The sequence below is a fragment of the Amycolatopsis sp. NPDC045836 genome, from assembly GCF_056431745.1.
Map to the genome: position 1 here is coordinate 296,253 of NZ_JBWKKF010000001.1, position 15,348 is coordinate 311,600.

Genomic DNA, 15,348 nt, shown 5'->3' on the forward strand with positions numbered 1-15,348 from the left:
GCTGCCCGCTGTCCTTGCTGGCTGTGGTCGCCAATGGCGGTCTGCGCGAGTGCGGAGCCGGGTGCGTGGGCGTGGGGGCCGATCGAGCGGGGGATCCGGGTGTCCGGGTGAAGGAAGGGCGGGGCTACTGACTGTCCAATGAGGTGTTGAGGAGGCGGTGCGCCTCCAGCGAGAGTTGCATCTCGAACCGGGATTCGGGGTTGTTGAGGCGGTCGCCGAAGAGTTCGACGAGTTGGTTCAGGCGGTACCGCACGGTCTGCGGGTGGATGTCGAGGGCTTCCGCGACTTCCGGGGTGCTGCCCCGGTATTCCAGCCACGCCAGCAGCGTGCTGCCCAGGCGGACCTGTTGCTTCGGCGTCAGGCCCGCCAGTGGCGCCAGTGCCCGCGTGCTCAGCTGCCGCAGCAGGAACTCGTCGGTGAGCAGCAGGAGTTTCGCCAGGTGGTCGCCGCTGCGGGTGATCGGGGCGTCGGGGAGGATGGCGCGGTGGACCAGGTCCAGGGTGCGCCGGGCCCAGTGCAGTGACGTCGCCGCCTCGGTGAGCGGGACGTGCGGGCCCGCCGCCGCGCGCCAGCCGTCCAGTTCGGACTGGAGGATCGGCAGGTCACGGGCGGGGTCCGGGGTGAGCAGGTACGGCTGCGTGCCTTCCAGGTCCAGCAGCACCTCCGCGTGCAGCGCCGGGGTGTGCGGCCGGTCGATCCGGGCCTCCAGCGCGACCAGGGTGGCCGCCTTCGGCACCGGCCACTCGGCCGCCGCGGCCATCGCGGCGATGGTCTGCGCCGACGACGGCGGGGTGGCGAGGATCTGTTCGAGCAGGCGCTGCCGCCGGCGTTCCAGCGTGCCGGCCGCGCGGGCCTGCGCCATCGTGTAGCCCTCGACCGAATACGCCGAGATCTCGTCCACGAACGCGAAGATCGCCTCCGCGCTGACGCACATGATCGACACCGGCAGGCGCAGCTTCTGGCCGAACGCGGACACGTAGCGCCACGCCGCCCGCCCGCCGACCCGGTAGGCCGACTGCAGGGAATCCAGGCTGCGCCCGTCGTTGTACACGCGGCGGCCGATGCCGCGGAACAGCTCGTCCCACTTCTGCTGCGCGGTGCCGCGGCCCTCGATGCTGTCGATGCAGTTCAGCACCGCCCGCTCGATGCCGAGCGTGATCACCTTGCCGAACTGGCCCTCCAGCGGCTGGGCGTACTCGGGCACGGCCCGCTGGATCTCCTCGAGGATGGTCTTGGCCAGCTGGTCCGAATGCGGGCGGAAGCGCCTGGCCACCTCGCCGGGAAGCGAATACCACAGGCTCTGCGAATGGCTCGCCGTTCCCTCCGGAGCCGGGACCTGCTGCCTCACCGCACTGTCGCTTGCCGGGTGCATCTTGCCCCCTTTGCTCGCAGTAGTTTTCCACGCTGATCACTAACCGCGCCTGGGTTAGGTACTCACGGTCAGATCTGTTCTGGCAACCCTTGTGTCCGATGCCTCATAAGAACTTGTCAGCGCCCGCGTGTGCCAGCAATGATCTTTATCCTTTTTTGCTAAGAGTCACCCTTTCGGGTGTACGGCCGTTGCGCTGTGTGGTCGTCTGCGTCGGGGTGAGCATCGTCCGCGGCAAACTTGTGCCCCGGGTGACAAGCGGGAATCACACACCTGTTCCGCGTTGATTGCCCACTGCTACCTTCCGATCCCCGAGGTCCGGCAGCGGGAGCATTCCCCCGGACGTACTCGCGAAACATATTCACTTTTGGCGAGGAGGTTTTCGCGCGCATGATCCGCCGGGCGAAATGGGTGGTTTGCCAGCTGCTGGTGGTGGTGCTGCTGGCTGGCCCGGCCGCGGCCGCCGCGGACCAGGAGGGGTTCACCACCCGGTTCGTCACCGTGCCCGCCACCGGTGACGTCGGCCTCGGGGCCATGGTGCTCGAACCGCGGGCGGCGGGGCCGCACCCGGTGGCCGTGCTGATCAGCGCCTGGGGCGGGGGTGCCACGCAGAACGTGATCCCGGCGAAGAACCTGGCCGAGCGCGGGTACGTGGTGGTGGCCTACGGCGCCAGGGGGTTCGGCGAGTCCGGTGGCGAGGTGGAGGTGGCCGGGCCCGCCGACATCGCGGACGTGTCCACGGTGATCGACTGGGCGCTGGCGAACACCGCCGCCGACCCGGCGCGCGTCGGCGTCGGCGGGGTCTCCTACGGCGCCGGGATCGGCCTGATCGCGTCCGGGGCCGACGCCCGGATCCGGGCGGTGGCCTCGCTCAGCGGCTGGGCCGACCTGGTCGCCTCGCTTTCGCAGAACGAAACCCGGCACGGGCTGGCCGGACTGGTGCTCTACCTGTCCGGAAAGGCCAACGGAACGCTCAGCGCGGAAACCGAGGCCATGCTGACGAAATTCCTCACCCCGCACATTTCGGACGCCGATTCGGCGGCCATCATCGAATGGTCGGCACCGCGGTCCGCGGTTTCCCACCTGGACCGGATCAATGCCAATCAACCGGCCGTGCTCACCATTCAGACCTGGAGTGAAACGGTCTTCCCACCGGATCAGATGGTCGAGCTCCACCAGGCGCTGACCGGCCCGAAACGCGCCGAATTCCTGCCCGGTGACCACGCCTCCGCCGAATCCGGTGGCCTGCTCGGCCTGCCGAGCGAAACCTGGAACTCGGTCTACCGCTGGTTCGACGCCCACGTCGCCGGTACCGACGACACCATCACCCGGGAGGCCCCGATCCACACGCGGGCCCGTCCCGGTACGCAGGCCGCCGAGGCCCACCCCGACTGGGCCTCGGCGGTCGGCGGCCCGAAGCGGTGGGAGCTGGCCCCGGCGGCGTTGACCACCGGGCGCGACACCCCGGCCAACGGCGGCATCCCGCTGGCCACCTACAGCCTCGAAGCGCTGACCGGTGATCCGCCGACCGCCTTCCTGCCGCTGGTGAGCAGGCGTGACGCGGCGGTCTGGCAGCAGCCGCCGAGCACCGCGCCGGTGCGCATCCGCGGTGCCATCGAAGCGCACTTCACCGTCACCCCGCCCGCGCGGACCGGCACCGTGGTCGCCTACGTCTACGACGTGGACCCCTTCGGCGTCGGCAGGCTGATCAACTACCTGCCCTACAGCTGGAAGGACGCCGACCCCGGCCGTCCACTCGGGATCGACCTGGCGTTCGCGCCGACCGCGTACACCGTGCCCGCCGGGCACCGCCTGGCGCTGGTCACCGACTCGAAGGACCCGCTGTTCCTGGACTGGAACACCGAAGAAGGCGAGCTCACCTTCTCGTCGCCCTCCTGGCTCGACATTCCGACGAAGGGATCGCAGGGATGACCGCGTTCAGCACGCTCCGCGCCGGCGGACTGACCTGGGACGCGTTGCCGCTGCGGTTGTTCGACAAGGGCAACGCCAGGTTCTGGAACCCCCGCGACCTCGACTTCGACCAGGACGCCAAGGACTGGGCCGCGCTCTCGGACGAGCAGCGCTTCGTGGCGACCATGCTCTGCGCGCAGTTCGCCGGCGGCGAGGAGTCGGTCACGCACGAGATCCAGCCGTTCATCGCGGCGATGCGGGCCGAAGGCCGGTTCGCCGACGAGCTGTACCTGACGCAGTTCTGCCTGGAGGAAGCCAAGCACACGCAGGTGTTCCGGCTCTGGCTGGACGCCGTCGGCGTGGCCGAGGACCTGCACTCCCACGTGGAGGACAACCCCGGCTACCGCGCGATCTTCTACGACGAGCTGCCGACCGCGCTCGGCCGCCTGCACGACGACCCCAGCCCGGAGAACCAGGTGCGCGCGTCGGTGGTCTACAACCACGTCGTCGAGGGCGTGCTCGCGCTGACCGGCTACTTCGTCTGGAACCGGGCCTGCCGGGCACACGGCATCCTGCCCGGGATGCAGCAGCTGATCCGGCACATCGGCGACGACGAGCGGCGGCACATGGCCTGGGGCACCTTCACCTGCCGCCGGCACGTCGCCGCCGACGACCGCAACTGGGACGTGGTGCAGGAACAGATGCAGGCGCTGCTGCCGCACGCGATCGCGCAGATCGAGTGGACCACCCAGCAGTTCGACGGCGACCCCTTCGGCCTCCGGCTGGACGGGGTCATGGAATACGCGGCCGGGCACGCGATGCGGCGGCTGCGGGCGATCGAGGCAGCACGTGGCATGCCGGTGGAGCGAATCGACCTGGACTACAGCCCCGAACGGCTCGAAGAAGAGTTCCACGCCGAAGACGAACAGGCACTCGGCGACTGAGCGGAGGCGGCCGCGATGGGCATCCGGGAGAGCACCGAAACCACGGGCCGGGCGGTGGTTCCCACGCTGGTGGTGATCGCCCTCGGCGGCTTCGTCACCAGCCTGGACAACAACATCGTGGCGGCCGGGGTGCCGTCGATGGCCAGGGAGCTCGGCCTCGGGCTGGCCGAACTGCAGTGGGTGAGCATCGGCTACATGCTGCCGTTCGCCGCGCTGCTGCTGGTGGCGGGTGTGCTGGTGGACCGGCTCGGCCAGGCCCGCACGCTGGTGGCCGGGCTGATCGGGTTCGGCATCGGTGCGGTGGCCGGCGGGTTCGCCACCACCGGCTGGGTGCTCATCGGGGCCAGGGTGCTGCAGGGCACCGCCGCGGCGTTCATGGTGCCCGGCCTGCTGAGCCTGTTGCGCACCAACCTGAACAGCCGCCAGCGGGCGGTCGGCGCCACCCTGTGGACGGCCAGCCTGGCGGTGGCGCTCGCGGTCGGCCCGACCGTCGGCGGCCTGCTGTCCGAATACCTGCACTGGGGCTGGATCTTCTTCAGCAACCTGCCGTTCGTGGCGGCGATCGCCCTGCTGGTGCCGGTCACCGCCAGCGGCGAACGCAACCACGGCACGCGGTTGCGGGCCAGCACCATGTTCGAAGCCTTCCGGCAGCGGGTTTTCCTCGCCGGGCTGGCCGTGCAGCTGCTGTGGGGGCTCGGGGTGTCCGGGGTGTTCTTCTTCACCCCGTTGCTGCACCAGGAATCGCTCGGGCTGACCCCGCTGATGGCCGGGCTGCCGCTGGTGCTGGTGGCGCTGGCGATCATGGCCGCCACCCCGGCGGTGCCGTGGGCGGTGCTCCGCTTCGGTCCGAACTGGACGGTCGCGGTCGGGCTGACCGGGGTGGCGCTCGGACTGGTGGCGGTGGCGCTGGTCAACCACATACCCGAAATATCACCCAGAATTCCCGGGCTGTTGTTGATCGGGGCGGGATCGGCGTTGACCACCCCGCTGACTTCCTTCGCGCTGGAAGTGGTTCCCGGTGAACACGCCGGAACCGCGTCCGGGTTGCTCACCGCGTCCAGGGAATTGTCGGGCGCGGCCGGGGTGGCGTTGATCGGCGTGGTGCTCACCTCGGTGCGCTCGGCGCACCTCTGGCAAGGCGAAGGTCCAGCGCTGGCAACGGGTTACACCGCCGGGCTGTACACCGCGGCCGGGCTGGAACTGGCCGGCGCGGTGCTGGCGCTGGCGGTGTTCCGCCGCCGCGGCTGAGCTTTTGTGGCGGCGGTGACAAGCCCCCGTGGCATTGTCCGCGCCGCGGTGAGGGAACGCTTTCGACTTCGTTGACAGGAAACCGACTCCTCCATAGGTTCAAAAACAGTTTTTGTTCCCGGCGCACTTTTTTCGAGGGACGATGCACACGACTTCAGCCACGGTGTCCACAGTCGACTCCCCGGACCCCGCCACCGCCGCTTCGCTGGCCACCCTGCTGCACCACTGGGCCGGGCTGCTCGGCGACGAGATCGCGGTGACCCACCTGGACCACCGCACCAGCGAGGACGGCCGGGCCGCCTTCCTGACCTGGCGGGAACTGGACGACCGGGTCAGCGCGGTGGCCGCGCGGGCACGTGAGCTGGCCGAGCCCGGTGCGCGGGCGGCGGTGCTGGTCGAGCAGTCCGCCGACTACCTGGTGGCCTTCCTCGGCGCGATCCGGGCCGGGTTGGTGGCGGTGCCGCTGTTCGCGCCGAACCTGCCGGGGCACACCGGCCGGCTGAGCGCGGTGCTCGCCGACTGCGCCCCCCGGCTGGCGCTGACCACCGCACCCCAGCTCGACCGGGTCGGCGCCTTCCTCGATCCACAGCGGACGGACGTGGTGGCGGTCGACCTGGTGCCCTCGCTGCGCTCGGCGGAGCCGGAGTGGCCCGCCCCGCACCCCGACGACCTCGCCTACCTGCAGTACACCTCGGGGTCCACGCGCAGCCCGGCCGGGGTGGTGCTCAGCCACCGCAACGTGGTGACCAACGCGCGGCAGGCGTGCCGGGCGTACGGGGCGGTGACCGGGGAGACCACCACGGTCAGCTGGCTGCCCCTGTTCCACGACATGGGCCTGGTGCTGGGCATCGCCGCGCCGATGCTGGCCGGCATCGGCACCACGCTGCTGGACCCCATCGCCTTCCTGCAGAGCCCCGGCCGCTGGCTGCGGGCCCTGTCCGCGAGCCCCGGCGCGATCAGCGCGGCGCCGAACTTCGCCTACGGGTACAGCGCTTCCCGGGTCACGGCCGCGGAGAAGAACTACCTCGAACTCAGCCGGGTGGTCTCGCTGATCAACGGCAGCGAGCCGGTGCTGCCCTCGACCATCGCGCAGTTCCAGGCGGCCTTCGGGGAGTGCGGCCTCGACCCGGCCGTGCACCGGGCCTCCTACGGTCTCGCCGAGGCGACCGTGCTGGTGTCGGTCACCGAGGCCGGGAAGCCGCCGCGGCAGGTGAGCTTCGACCGCGACCGGCTCGCCGCCGGGACGGCCGTGCCCGCGACCGGCTCCGCGGAGTCCACCCTGGTCTCCTGCGGCCACCCCGCCGAACAGGAACTGCGCATCGTCGACCCGGAGGCGCGGACCGAGGTGCCCGACGGCACGGTCGGCGAGATCTGGGTGCGCGGCGAGAACGTCGGCCGGGGTTACTGGGGGGACCACGCGAAGTCGGCGGAGACCTTCGACCTGCGGCTGGCGGGCAGCGGCGGCTGGCTGGCCACCGGTGACCTCGGCGTGCGGTTCGACGGTGAGCTCTACGTCACCGGCAGGCGCAAGGACCTGGTGATCGTCGACGGCCGCAACCACTACCCGCAGGACATCGAGCAGACCGTGGAAGCGCACCCGGCGGTGCGGCGGCATTCGGCCGCGGCGTTCGCCATTCCGCTCGACGAGGGGGAAGGAGCCGTCGTGGTGCTGGAGCGCGCGAAGAACCAGGAGGCGGACCCGGTGGCTGCGGCCGAGGAGCTGCGGACCGAGGTGGCCACCCGGCACGGGCTGAAACTGGCCGACCTGGTGTTCCTGACGCCGGGGGAGGTGCCGCGAACGTCCAGCGGCAAGATCAGCCGGTCCTCCTGCCGGGCGCGGTACCTCGACGGTGCCTTCGCCGGGAAGAGGCTGTCGTGAACGCCGCCGAGCTGACCGCGTGGCTGGTCGAGCGGGTGGCCGCGCTGCTGGGCCGCCCGGCCGCGGAGGTCGACACCCGCCGCCCGCTGCGGGAAGCCGGACTGTCCTCACGCGACACCGTGGCGCTGACCGGCGACCTCCGCCGCCTGCTCGGCACCGCCCTGCCGCCCACGCTGCTGTGGGAGCACCCGACCATCGCCGACCTGGCCACCGCGCTGTCCACCCGGGAGCGCCCGGCGCTCCGGCCGATGACGCCGGCCACCGAAGCCGAGCCGATCGCGGTGGTCGGCGTCGGGGTCCGGCTGCCCGGCGGGGTGGAATCGCCCGCCGACTTCTGGCGCCTGCTCGACGGTGGCCGCGACGCCATCGGCTCGGTGCCGGACGGCCGGTGGGAGGCGTTCGCCGACCCCGCCGCGCTGGCCGCGATCCCCGGTCGCGGTGGTTTCATCGCCGACGCCACCGGCTTCGACGCGGGCTTCTTCGGCATCACGCCGAGGGAGGCCGAGGCGATGGACCCGCAGCAGCGCGTGCTGCTGGAGGTCGCCTGGTCGGCGCTGGAGCACGCAGGCATTCCGCCGAGCACGCTCAGCGGCACCCGGACCGGGGTGTTCACCGGCATCTCCGCCAGCGAGTACGGCCTGCTCACGATGAGCGACCTCGACACCATCGACGCGTGGTCGGGCACCGGCGCGGCGGCCAGCATCGCGTCGAACCGGCTGTCCTACCTGCTCGACCTGCGTGGCCCGAGCCTGACCGTGGACACCGCCTGCTCCTCCTCGCTGGTCGCCGTGCACATGGCCGTGCAGAGCCTGCAACGCGGGGAGAGCGAAACCGCGCTGGTGGCCGGGGTCAACCTGATGCTGTCGCCGGGCATCACGGCGAACTTCCACCGCGCCGGGGTGCTCGCCGAGGACGGCCGGTGCAAGCCGTTCGCCGGCGACGCCGACGGCATCGTGCGGGGTGAGGGCTGCGGCGTGGTGGTGCTGCGGCGGTTGAGCGAGGCACGCCGGGCGGGAGACCGGGTGCTGGCGGTGATCCGGGGCAGCGCGGTGAACTCCGACGGCCGGTCGAACGGGCTGATGGCGCCCAATCCGGCCGCGCAGGAGATGGTGCTCGCCGACGCCTACGCGGCGGCGGGCGTCGACCCGGCCGGGGTGGACTACGTGGAGGCCCACGGCACCGGCACGCCGCTCGGCGACCCGATCGAGGCGGCGGCACTGGGTGCGGTGCTGGGCAGCGGCCGGGAGTGGGGGCGGCCGCTGCTGATCGGCTCGGTGAAGAGCAACCTCGGGCACCTGGAGGGCGCGGCGGGCATCGTCGGGCTGATCAAGGTGGTGCTTTCGCTCGGCAACCGGAAGCTGCCGCCCAGCCTGCACTTCGGCACCCCCAGCGCGCAGATCGACTTCGACGGCCTCGGCCTGCGGGTGGTCGGTGAACCGGCGCCCTGGCCGCGGTACTCCGGCACGGCCAGGGCCGGGGTGTCCGCCTTCGGCTTCGGCGGCACCAACGCCCACGTGGTGCTGGAGGAGTGGCCCGCCGGGGCGTTCCCGGCGAAGCGCGGCGGCGACGGGCCCGGGGTGTTCGCCCTGTCCGACCGCACCAGCGAGGGGTTGCGCAGCCGTGCCGCGGACCTGCTGCGGTGGCTGGACGGCACCGGGAACCCGCCGCTCGGTGCGCTGGCCTCGACGCTGGCCCGCCGTCGTGAGCACCTGCCGATCCGGGCCGCGGTGCTGGCCGACGACCGCAGGCAACTCTCCGACGGCCTGCGTGCGCTGGCCAAGGGCCTGCCCAGCGCCGCGGTGCTCACCGGCGAAGCCGCGCCCACGGTGCCCGAGCCGGTTTTTGTCTTCTCCGGTTACGGCTCGCAGTGGCGGGGCATGGGCCGTGAACTGCTCGCCACCGAGTCGGCGTTCCGCGCCCGGATCGACGAACTGGAGCCGGTTTTCCTGGAGCAGGCCGGTTTCTCCCTGCGTGGCGCGCTCGAAGGTGAACCCGGTGGACTGGCGGGCATCCAGCTCGCGCTGCTCGGCACGCAGCTCGCGCTGGCCGCGCTCTGGCGGTCGCACGGGGTGGAACCGGTCGCGGTGATCGGGCACTCGATGGGCGAGGTCGCCGCGTCGGTGGTCGCCGGGGCGCTGGAGGTCGCCGAGGGCGTCCGGGTGATGGCGACCAGGGCGCGGCTGCTGGAGTCGATGGACAGCACGGGGGCGATGGCGGTGGTCGAGCTCTCGCCTGCCGAACTGGCCGAACTGGACACCGCGTACCCCGGCATCACCGTGGCCGTCTACGCCTCGCCGACCCAGTGCACGGTCAGCGGCGACGCCGACCAGGTGGCCGCGCTGGTGGCGCACGTGGAAAGCCTCGGCAGGCTGGCGAAACCGCTGAAGGTGGCCGGGGCCGGGCACTCGGCCGCGGTGGACGCGGTGCTCGGCCGGTTCCGGGCCGAGGTCGGCGTGCTGCACCCGCGGCTGCCGGAGATCGCCTGCTACACCAGCGTGCTCGACGACCCGCGTGAGGAACCCGACTTCGACGTCGAGTACTGGGCGGCGAACCTGCGGCGGCCGGTGCGGTTCACCCAGGCGCTGGACGCCGCGATGACCGACGGGCACACGGTGTTCCTGGAGGTCTCCCCGCACCCGGTGGCGCTGGCGGCGATCGACCAGACCGCCGCCGACCGGGCGGTGCCCGTGACCGGCCTGGGCAGTGCCAGCCGGACCGCCGGCGAGCGGGCCACCTTCCTGGCCTCGCTGGCGCGGCTGCACGTGCTCGGCGCCGCCGGTGTGCTGGAGTCGCGCACCCCGGCGGCGCCCCCCGTCGAACTGCCCGGCCCGCGCTGGCGGCACCAGCGGTACTGGCCGGCGCGGCGGGCCGGGCACGCCGGGGCGCACCCGCTGCTCGGCACGCACGTGGAACTGCCGGAGGAGGGCAGGCACGTCTGGCGGGGCGAGGTCGGCACGGAGGCGCACCCGTGGCTGGCCGACCACGCGGCGCTCGGCGTGCCGGTGTTCCCCGGCACGGGCTTCCTGGAACTGGCGCTGGCCGCCGCCCGCACGGCGCTCAAGTCGGACCGGGTCGTGGTCAGCGAGCTGGAACTGCTGAAACTGCTGCCGCTGGCCGCGCGGACCGAGGTGACCACCACCTTCTCCGCCGAGCACGGCCGGGTGGAGGTCCACGCGAAGTCGGCGACCGGCGAGTGGACCCGGCACGCCACCGCGAAGGTCCGCGTCGGCGAGGAGCGGGCCGAGCCGCTGACCGGCGCCGAGGACGGCGAGCCGGTCGACCTCTACCGCGCGCTCGACGCGATCGGGCAGAGCTACGGCCCGGCGTTCCGCGGCCTGCGTGCGGTGACCGCCGCTCCCGGCCGGGCCACGGCGTCCATCGCGCTGCCCGGCGAGGCGCAGCCGCACTCGGCGTACGTGCTGCACCCGGCGCTGGCCGACGCCTGCCTGCACGCCTTGGCCGCCGCCGCGGACCTGGACCGGGCCGAAGGCATCTACCTGCCGCTTTCGCTCGGCGCGGTCAGCCTGCCCGGTGACCCCGGCCACGGCGTGCGGGTGCAGGCGAAGGTGGATTCGGTGGAGGGCGACGGCCTGGTCGGCTCGGTGCGCCTGCTCGACGCCTCGGGTGCGGTCGTGGTGGCCATCGGCGAGGTCTACGTCCGCCGGTTCCAGCGTGCGTCGCTGCCGATTCCGTTGTCGGGCAAGGTGTTCGAGGCCCGCTGGGAGCAGGCCGAACTGCCCGCCGACGAGCCGGGCGAACGCACCTGGCTGGTGCTCGGTGAGCTGCCCGAGCCGGAGCTGGCCGCCTTCCGCGACGCGGTGTCCGGCCGGGGTGACACCCTGCTGGCACGCCGCGAGACCGCCGGGCTCGCCGGGTTCCTGCGCACGAAGTCCGAAGTGGACGGTGTGCTGCTGGTGCTCGAAAGCGGGATCGAGCCGGCGGCGGGGGAACGGCTGGTGCTCGCCGCCGGTGCGGTGGTCGCCGAACTGGCCGAACTGCCCGATCCGCCGCGCCTGTGGTTGATCGGCTCGGGCGGTGCGGTGATCGAACCCGGTGAACCGGGGTGCCCCGGCATCGCCGCCCTGCGCGGCCTGGTGCGCGTGCTCGCCTTCGAGCACCCCGAAATCCGGGCCAGCCTGCTCGACTTCGACGCCGAACCCGATCCCGCGCGGCTGTGGGTCACCGAGCTGCACGACGAGATCCGCGCGGACTCCCCGGCCGACGAAATCGCCTGGCGCGAAGGCGTGCGTTACGTGCGGCGCCTGGCCAGGCCGACGCTGACCCCCGGCGAGCCGGCCGTGCGCGACGGCGCGTACGTGATCACCGGTGGGCTCGGCGGCCTCGGCCTGCACGCCGCGCGCTGGCTGCTCGACCGCGGTGCCACCCGCGTGGTGCTTTCCAGCCGCCGGGGGGCGGGCTCGAAGCCACTGCTCGGTGCCGAAGTGGTGACCGGCGACATCGCCGCTCCGGGGGTCGCCGAACGGCTGGTCGAAGCCGCCACCCGCGACGGCATGCCGTTGCGCGGTGTGCTGCACGCGGCCGGTGTGCTGGCCGATGGCGCGGCGATGAAGCTGACCGCCGAGCAGGTGCACCAGGCGTGGTGGCCCAAGGCACACGGTGCCTGGCGGCTCAGCGAGGCGACCGCGGGCCACGACCTGGACTGGTGGCTGGTCTACTCCTCGGCCGCCGCCCTGCTCGGCTCACCGGGCCAGGCCGCCTACGCCACGGCCAACGCCTGGCTGGACGCGCTGGTGGACTGGCGCCGGGCCAACGGCCTTCCGGCGACCACCGTCAACTGGGGCGCGTGGGGTGAGATCGGTGCCGCCGCCGGGACGAAGAACCCGGTGCTGGAACCGCTCAGCCCCGACGAGGGCCTCGAAGCGCTGGAGGCGGTGCTGGCCGACGGCCGGGCCGCGACCGGCGTGGCGCGGCTGGACACCACCACCGTGCTCACCCTGTTCCCGCAGCTGACCACCCGCACCTTCTTCGGCCTGCTGGTGCCGGACGAGGCCGAGCCGGAGGTGCGCTGGGACGGCATGGCGGCGCTGCGCGCGGCCGATCCGGCGGTGGCCAGGGCCGCGCTGGCCGACCACCTGGTGGCGATCGTGGCCGGGCTGATGGGCTTCGAACCGGAGCAGGTCGACCGGCACCGCCCGCTGACCCAGCTCGGCCTCGACTCCCTGCTGGCCATGCGGGCGCGGGGTGCGGTGGAACGCGACTTCGGGCTGTCGCTGCCGATGCCGTTGCTGCTGCGCGGGGCGTCACTGGCCGAAGTGGCCGCCCACCTGGCCGAGGCCGCCGGGTTCGGCGGGGCGCCGGTGGAACTCACCGCGGTGTCCACGGTGGTCGGACCACGCGACCCGGCCGAGCGCTGGGTCGCCCGGGTCTGGCGCGAGGTGCTGGCCGGCCGGGAACCCGGGGTCTACGAGGACTTCTTCCTGGTCGGCGGAGACGCCGAGCGCGCGGAACGGCTGCGGGCGGCGATCGCCGAGGAACTGAGCGCGGTGCCCGACGAACGGACGCTGTTCGCCGCGCCGACCATCGCCGCGATGGCCGACCTGCTGCGGGCCGAGATCGAAGGCCACGGCGGCGGACCGGTCCGGCTGCTGCGCGACGGCGTCGCCGCGGACCCGGTGTTCCTGTTCCACCCGGCCGGTGGTCCGACCAGCGTCTACCGCGAACTGGTGAGCAGGCTGACCGAAGGCCGGCCCGCGTACGGTTTCGAACGGCTCGACGACCTCGAAGACCTGGAGGACAAGGCCGCCTGCTACGCCGAGCTGGTCAAGGAGATCCAGCCGAGCGGGCCGTACCGGCTGGGCGGCTGGTCGTTCGGCGGCTGCCTCGCCTACGAAACCGCGCACCAGCTCACCGAAGCCGGTGACGAGGTCGACCTGGTCTTCCTGATCGACTCGATCCTGCCGCTGCCCGCCCCCGGCCGGTCGCCGGAGGACCTGCTGCTCGAACGCTTCGGCCGGTTCGCCGAGCACATCGAGCAGACCTACGGCGCCGAGCTGGACCTCAGCGACCTGGAGCTGGGCGGGCTGGACGAGCGCACGCAGATCCGGCTGGTGATGGACCGGCTGGCCAGCAAGGTGCCCGGCCTCGGCCAGGGCGTGCTGCACCACCAGTACACCTCCTACCTGGACGCCCGCGTGGCCGAGCGCTACCGGCCGCGGCCCCGCGCCGGGCGCGTGGTGCTGTTCCGCGCGCAGGAGCCGCACCCGCTGACCACCACGCTCGACCCCCGGTACCTGCGCACCGACGAGGCGCTGGGCTGGGACGAGCTGTGCTCGGGCCTGGAGGTGGTCCGGGTGCCCGGCGACCACCTGTCGCTGATCGATCCGCCGAACGTCGAGGTGATCGCCGACCGGCTGAACCGGTTGCTCAACGGAGGGAGTGCGGCATGGACCACGCCAACGGCAGCCACGACTCGACCGCCTACCGCATAGCCGAACTCGCCGACCGGCGGGACGAGGTCGAGCGCATCGCCGAGAAGCGCGCGATCGACCGCCAGCACGCCAAGGGCAAGCTGACCGCCCGCGAACGCGTCGAACTGCTCGTCGACCCGGGGTCCTTCGTGGAGCTGGACCAGTTCGCCCGACACCGCTGCACCGACTTCGGCATGCCGGCGAACCGGCCGTACGGCGACGGCGTGGTGACCGGGCACGCCACCGTCGACGGCCGCCAGGTGTGCCTGTTCTCGCAGGACTTCACCGTGTTCGGCGGCAGCATGGGCGAGGTCTTCGGCGAGAAGGTCCTCAAGGTGATGGACCTCGCGATGACCATCGGCTGCCCGGTGATCGGCATCAACGACTCCGGTGGCGCGCGGATCCAGGAGGGCGTGGTCTCCCTGGCGCACTACGCGGAACTGGGCAGGCGCAACGCGCTGGCGTCCGGGGTGATCCCGCAGATCTCGATGATCATGGGCCCGTGTGCCGGCGGGGCGGTGTACTCGCCGGCCATCACCGACTTCACCGTGATGGTCGACCGGACCTCGCACATGTTCGTCACCGGCCCGGACGTGGTGCAGGCGGTCACCGGCGAGGAGGTGAGCACCGAGGCGCTCGGCGGCTCGGTCACCAACAGCGAGGTCTCCGGCAACGCCCACCACCGGGCGGTCGACGAGGAGGACGCCGTCGACTTCGTGCGGACGCTGCTCGGTTACCTGCCGTCGAACAACGTGGACGGGGCACCGGAGTTCGCCGACGACACCGATCCCGAGCTGACGCCGGCCGACTTCGAACTCGACCGCATCATCCCCGATTCGATCAACCAGAGCTACGACATGACCGAGGTCATCGCGCGCATCGCCGACGACGGTGACTTCCTGGAGATCCACGCCGGGTTCGCGCCGAACATGCTCTGCGCCTTCGCCAGGATCGAGGGCCGCACCGTCGGGGTGGTCGCCAACCAGCCCGCCCGCCAGGCCGGCGTGATCGACATCGACGCGTCGGAGAAGGCGGCCAGGTTCGTCCGCTTCTGCGACGCGTTCGGCATCCCCATCCTCACCCTGGCCGACGTGCCCGGTTACCTGCCGGGCGTCGACCAGGAGCGCAACGGGATCATCCGCCGCGGCGCCAAGCTCATCTACGCCTACTCCGAAGCCACCGTGCCGAAGGTGACCGTGGTGACCCGCAAGGCCTACGGCGGCGGGTACGCGGTCATGGGTTCCAAGCACGTCGGTGCCGACGTGAACATCGCCTGGCCCACCGCGGAGATCGCGGTGATGGGCGCGGAAGGCGCGGTCCGGGTGCTGCGCCGCCGGGAACTGGCCGGTCTCGACGGCGCCGAACGCGCCGCGGTCGAACGGCGGTTCGCCGACGAGTACCGGGAACGCCACGGCGGCCCGTACACCGCGGCCGACCGCGGTTACGTGGACCTGGTCATCCCGCCGTCGCAAACCCGCCTCCAGGTTGCCAGGGCGTTCCGCCTGCTCCGCGGGAAGCGGCAGGTACTGCCCGCGAAGAAGCACGGCAACATCCCGCTCTAGCGAAACG

7 protein-coding genes are annotated in these 15,348 nt (G+C 72.3%); 6 read left to right on the plus strand and 1 reads right to left on the minus strand.

Features of this window, described 5'->3' with window-relative positions:
- Positions 1-124: 124 nt before the first annotated feature.
- On the minus strand, positions 125-1,348 hold the full coding sequence (locus AC07EG_RS01455; RefSeq protein WP_478250968.1) for a PucR-like N-terminal domain-containing protein: 1,224 nt from the start codon (positions 1,346-1,348) through the stop codon (positions 125-127).
- A 411-nt stretch (positions 1,349-1,759) separates the two neighbouring features.
- Here AC07EG_RS01455 and AC07EG_RS01460 point away from each other — a divergent pair, with 411 nt between their 5' ends.
- The 6 genes from AC07EG_RS01460 (at position 1,760) to AC07EG_RS01485 (ending at position 15,341) form a co-directional block, all read left to right on the plus strand.
- Positions 1,760-3,301 carry a CocE/NonD family hydrolase gene (locus AC07EG_RS01460; protein ID WP_478250969.1) on the plus strand — a complete coding sequence of 514 codons (1,542 nt, stop codon included), beginning with the start codon at positions 1,760-1,762 and terminating at the stop codon, positions 3,299-3,301.
- On the plus strand, positions 3,298-4,224 hold the full coding sequence (locus AC07EG_RS01465) for a R2-like ligand-binding oxidase (RefSeq protein WP_478250970.1): 927 nt from the start codon (positions 3,298-3,300) through the stop codon (positions 4,222-4,224). The genes AC07EG_RS01460 and AC07EG_RS01465 overlap by 4 nt, the downstream gene beginning before the upstream one ends.
- A gap of 15 nt (positions 4,225-4,239) precedes the next feature.
- On the plus strand, positions 4,240-5,472 hold the full coding sequence (locus tag AC07EG_RS01470; protein ID WP_478250971.1) for an MFS transporter: 1,233 nt from the start codon (positions 4,240-4,242) through the stop codon (positions 5,470-5,472).
- Positions 5,473-5,614: 142 nt separating this feature from the next.
- The gene (locus AC07EG_RS01475) at positions 5,615-7,351 is read left to right on the plus strand and encodes a fatty acyl-AMP ligase (protein ID WP_478250972.1); all 1,737 of its coding nucleotides are present in this window, start codon (positions 5,615-5,617) and stop codon (positions 7,349-7,351) included.
- The gene (locus AC07EG_RS01480) at positions 7,348-13,800 is read left to right on the plus strand and encodes a beta-ketoacyl synthase N-terminal-like domain-containing protein (protein WP_478250973.1); all 6,453 of its coding nucleotides are present in this window, start codon (positions 7,348-7,350) and stop codon (positions 13,798-13,800) included. The genes AC07EG_RS01475 and AC07EG_RS01480 overlap by 4 nt, the downstream gene beginning before the upstream one ends.
- Positions 13,755-15,341: an acyl-CoA carboxylase subunit beta gene (locus AC07EG_RS01485; protein ID WP_478250974.1), complete on the plus strand. Its 1,587-nt coding sequence runs from the start codon at positions 13,755-13,757 to the stop codon at positions 15,339-15,341. The genes AC07EG_RS01480 and AC07EG_RS01485 overlap by 46 nt, the downstream gene beginning before the upstream one ends.
- Positions 15,342-15,348: the final 7 nt, after the last annotated feature.

Excerpts from the sequence above, each read along its gene's own strand:
- AC07EG_RS01485 (WP_478250974.1), top strand. The coding sequence starts at position 13,755 with ATGGACCACGCCAACGGCAGCCACGACTCGACCGCCTACCGCATAGCC.
- AC07EG_RS01475 (WP_478250972.1), top strand. The coding sequence starts at position 5,615 with ATGCACACGACTTCAGCCACGGTGTCCACAGTCGACTCCCCGGACCCC.
- AC07EG_RS01465 (WP_478250970.1), top strand. The coding sequence starts at position 3,298 with ATGACCGCGTTCAGCACGCTCCGCGCCGGCGGACTGACCTGGGACGCG.
- AC07EG_RS01460 (WP_478250969.1), top strand. The coding sequence starts at position 1,760 with ATGATCCGCCGGGCGAAATGGGTGGTTTGCCAGCTGCTGGTGGTGGTG.
- AC07EG_RS01470 (WP_478250971.1), top strand. The coding sequence starts at position 4,240 with ATGGGCATCCGGGAGAGCACCGAAACCACGGGCCGGGCGGTGGTTCCC.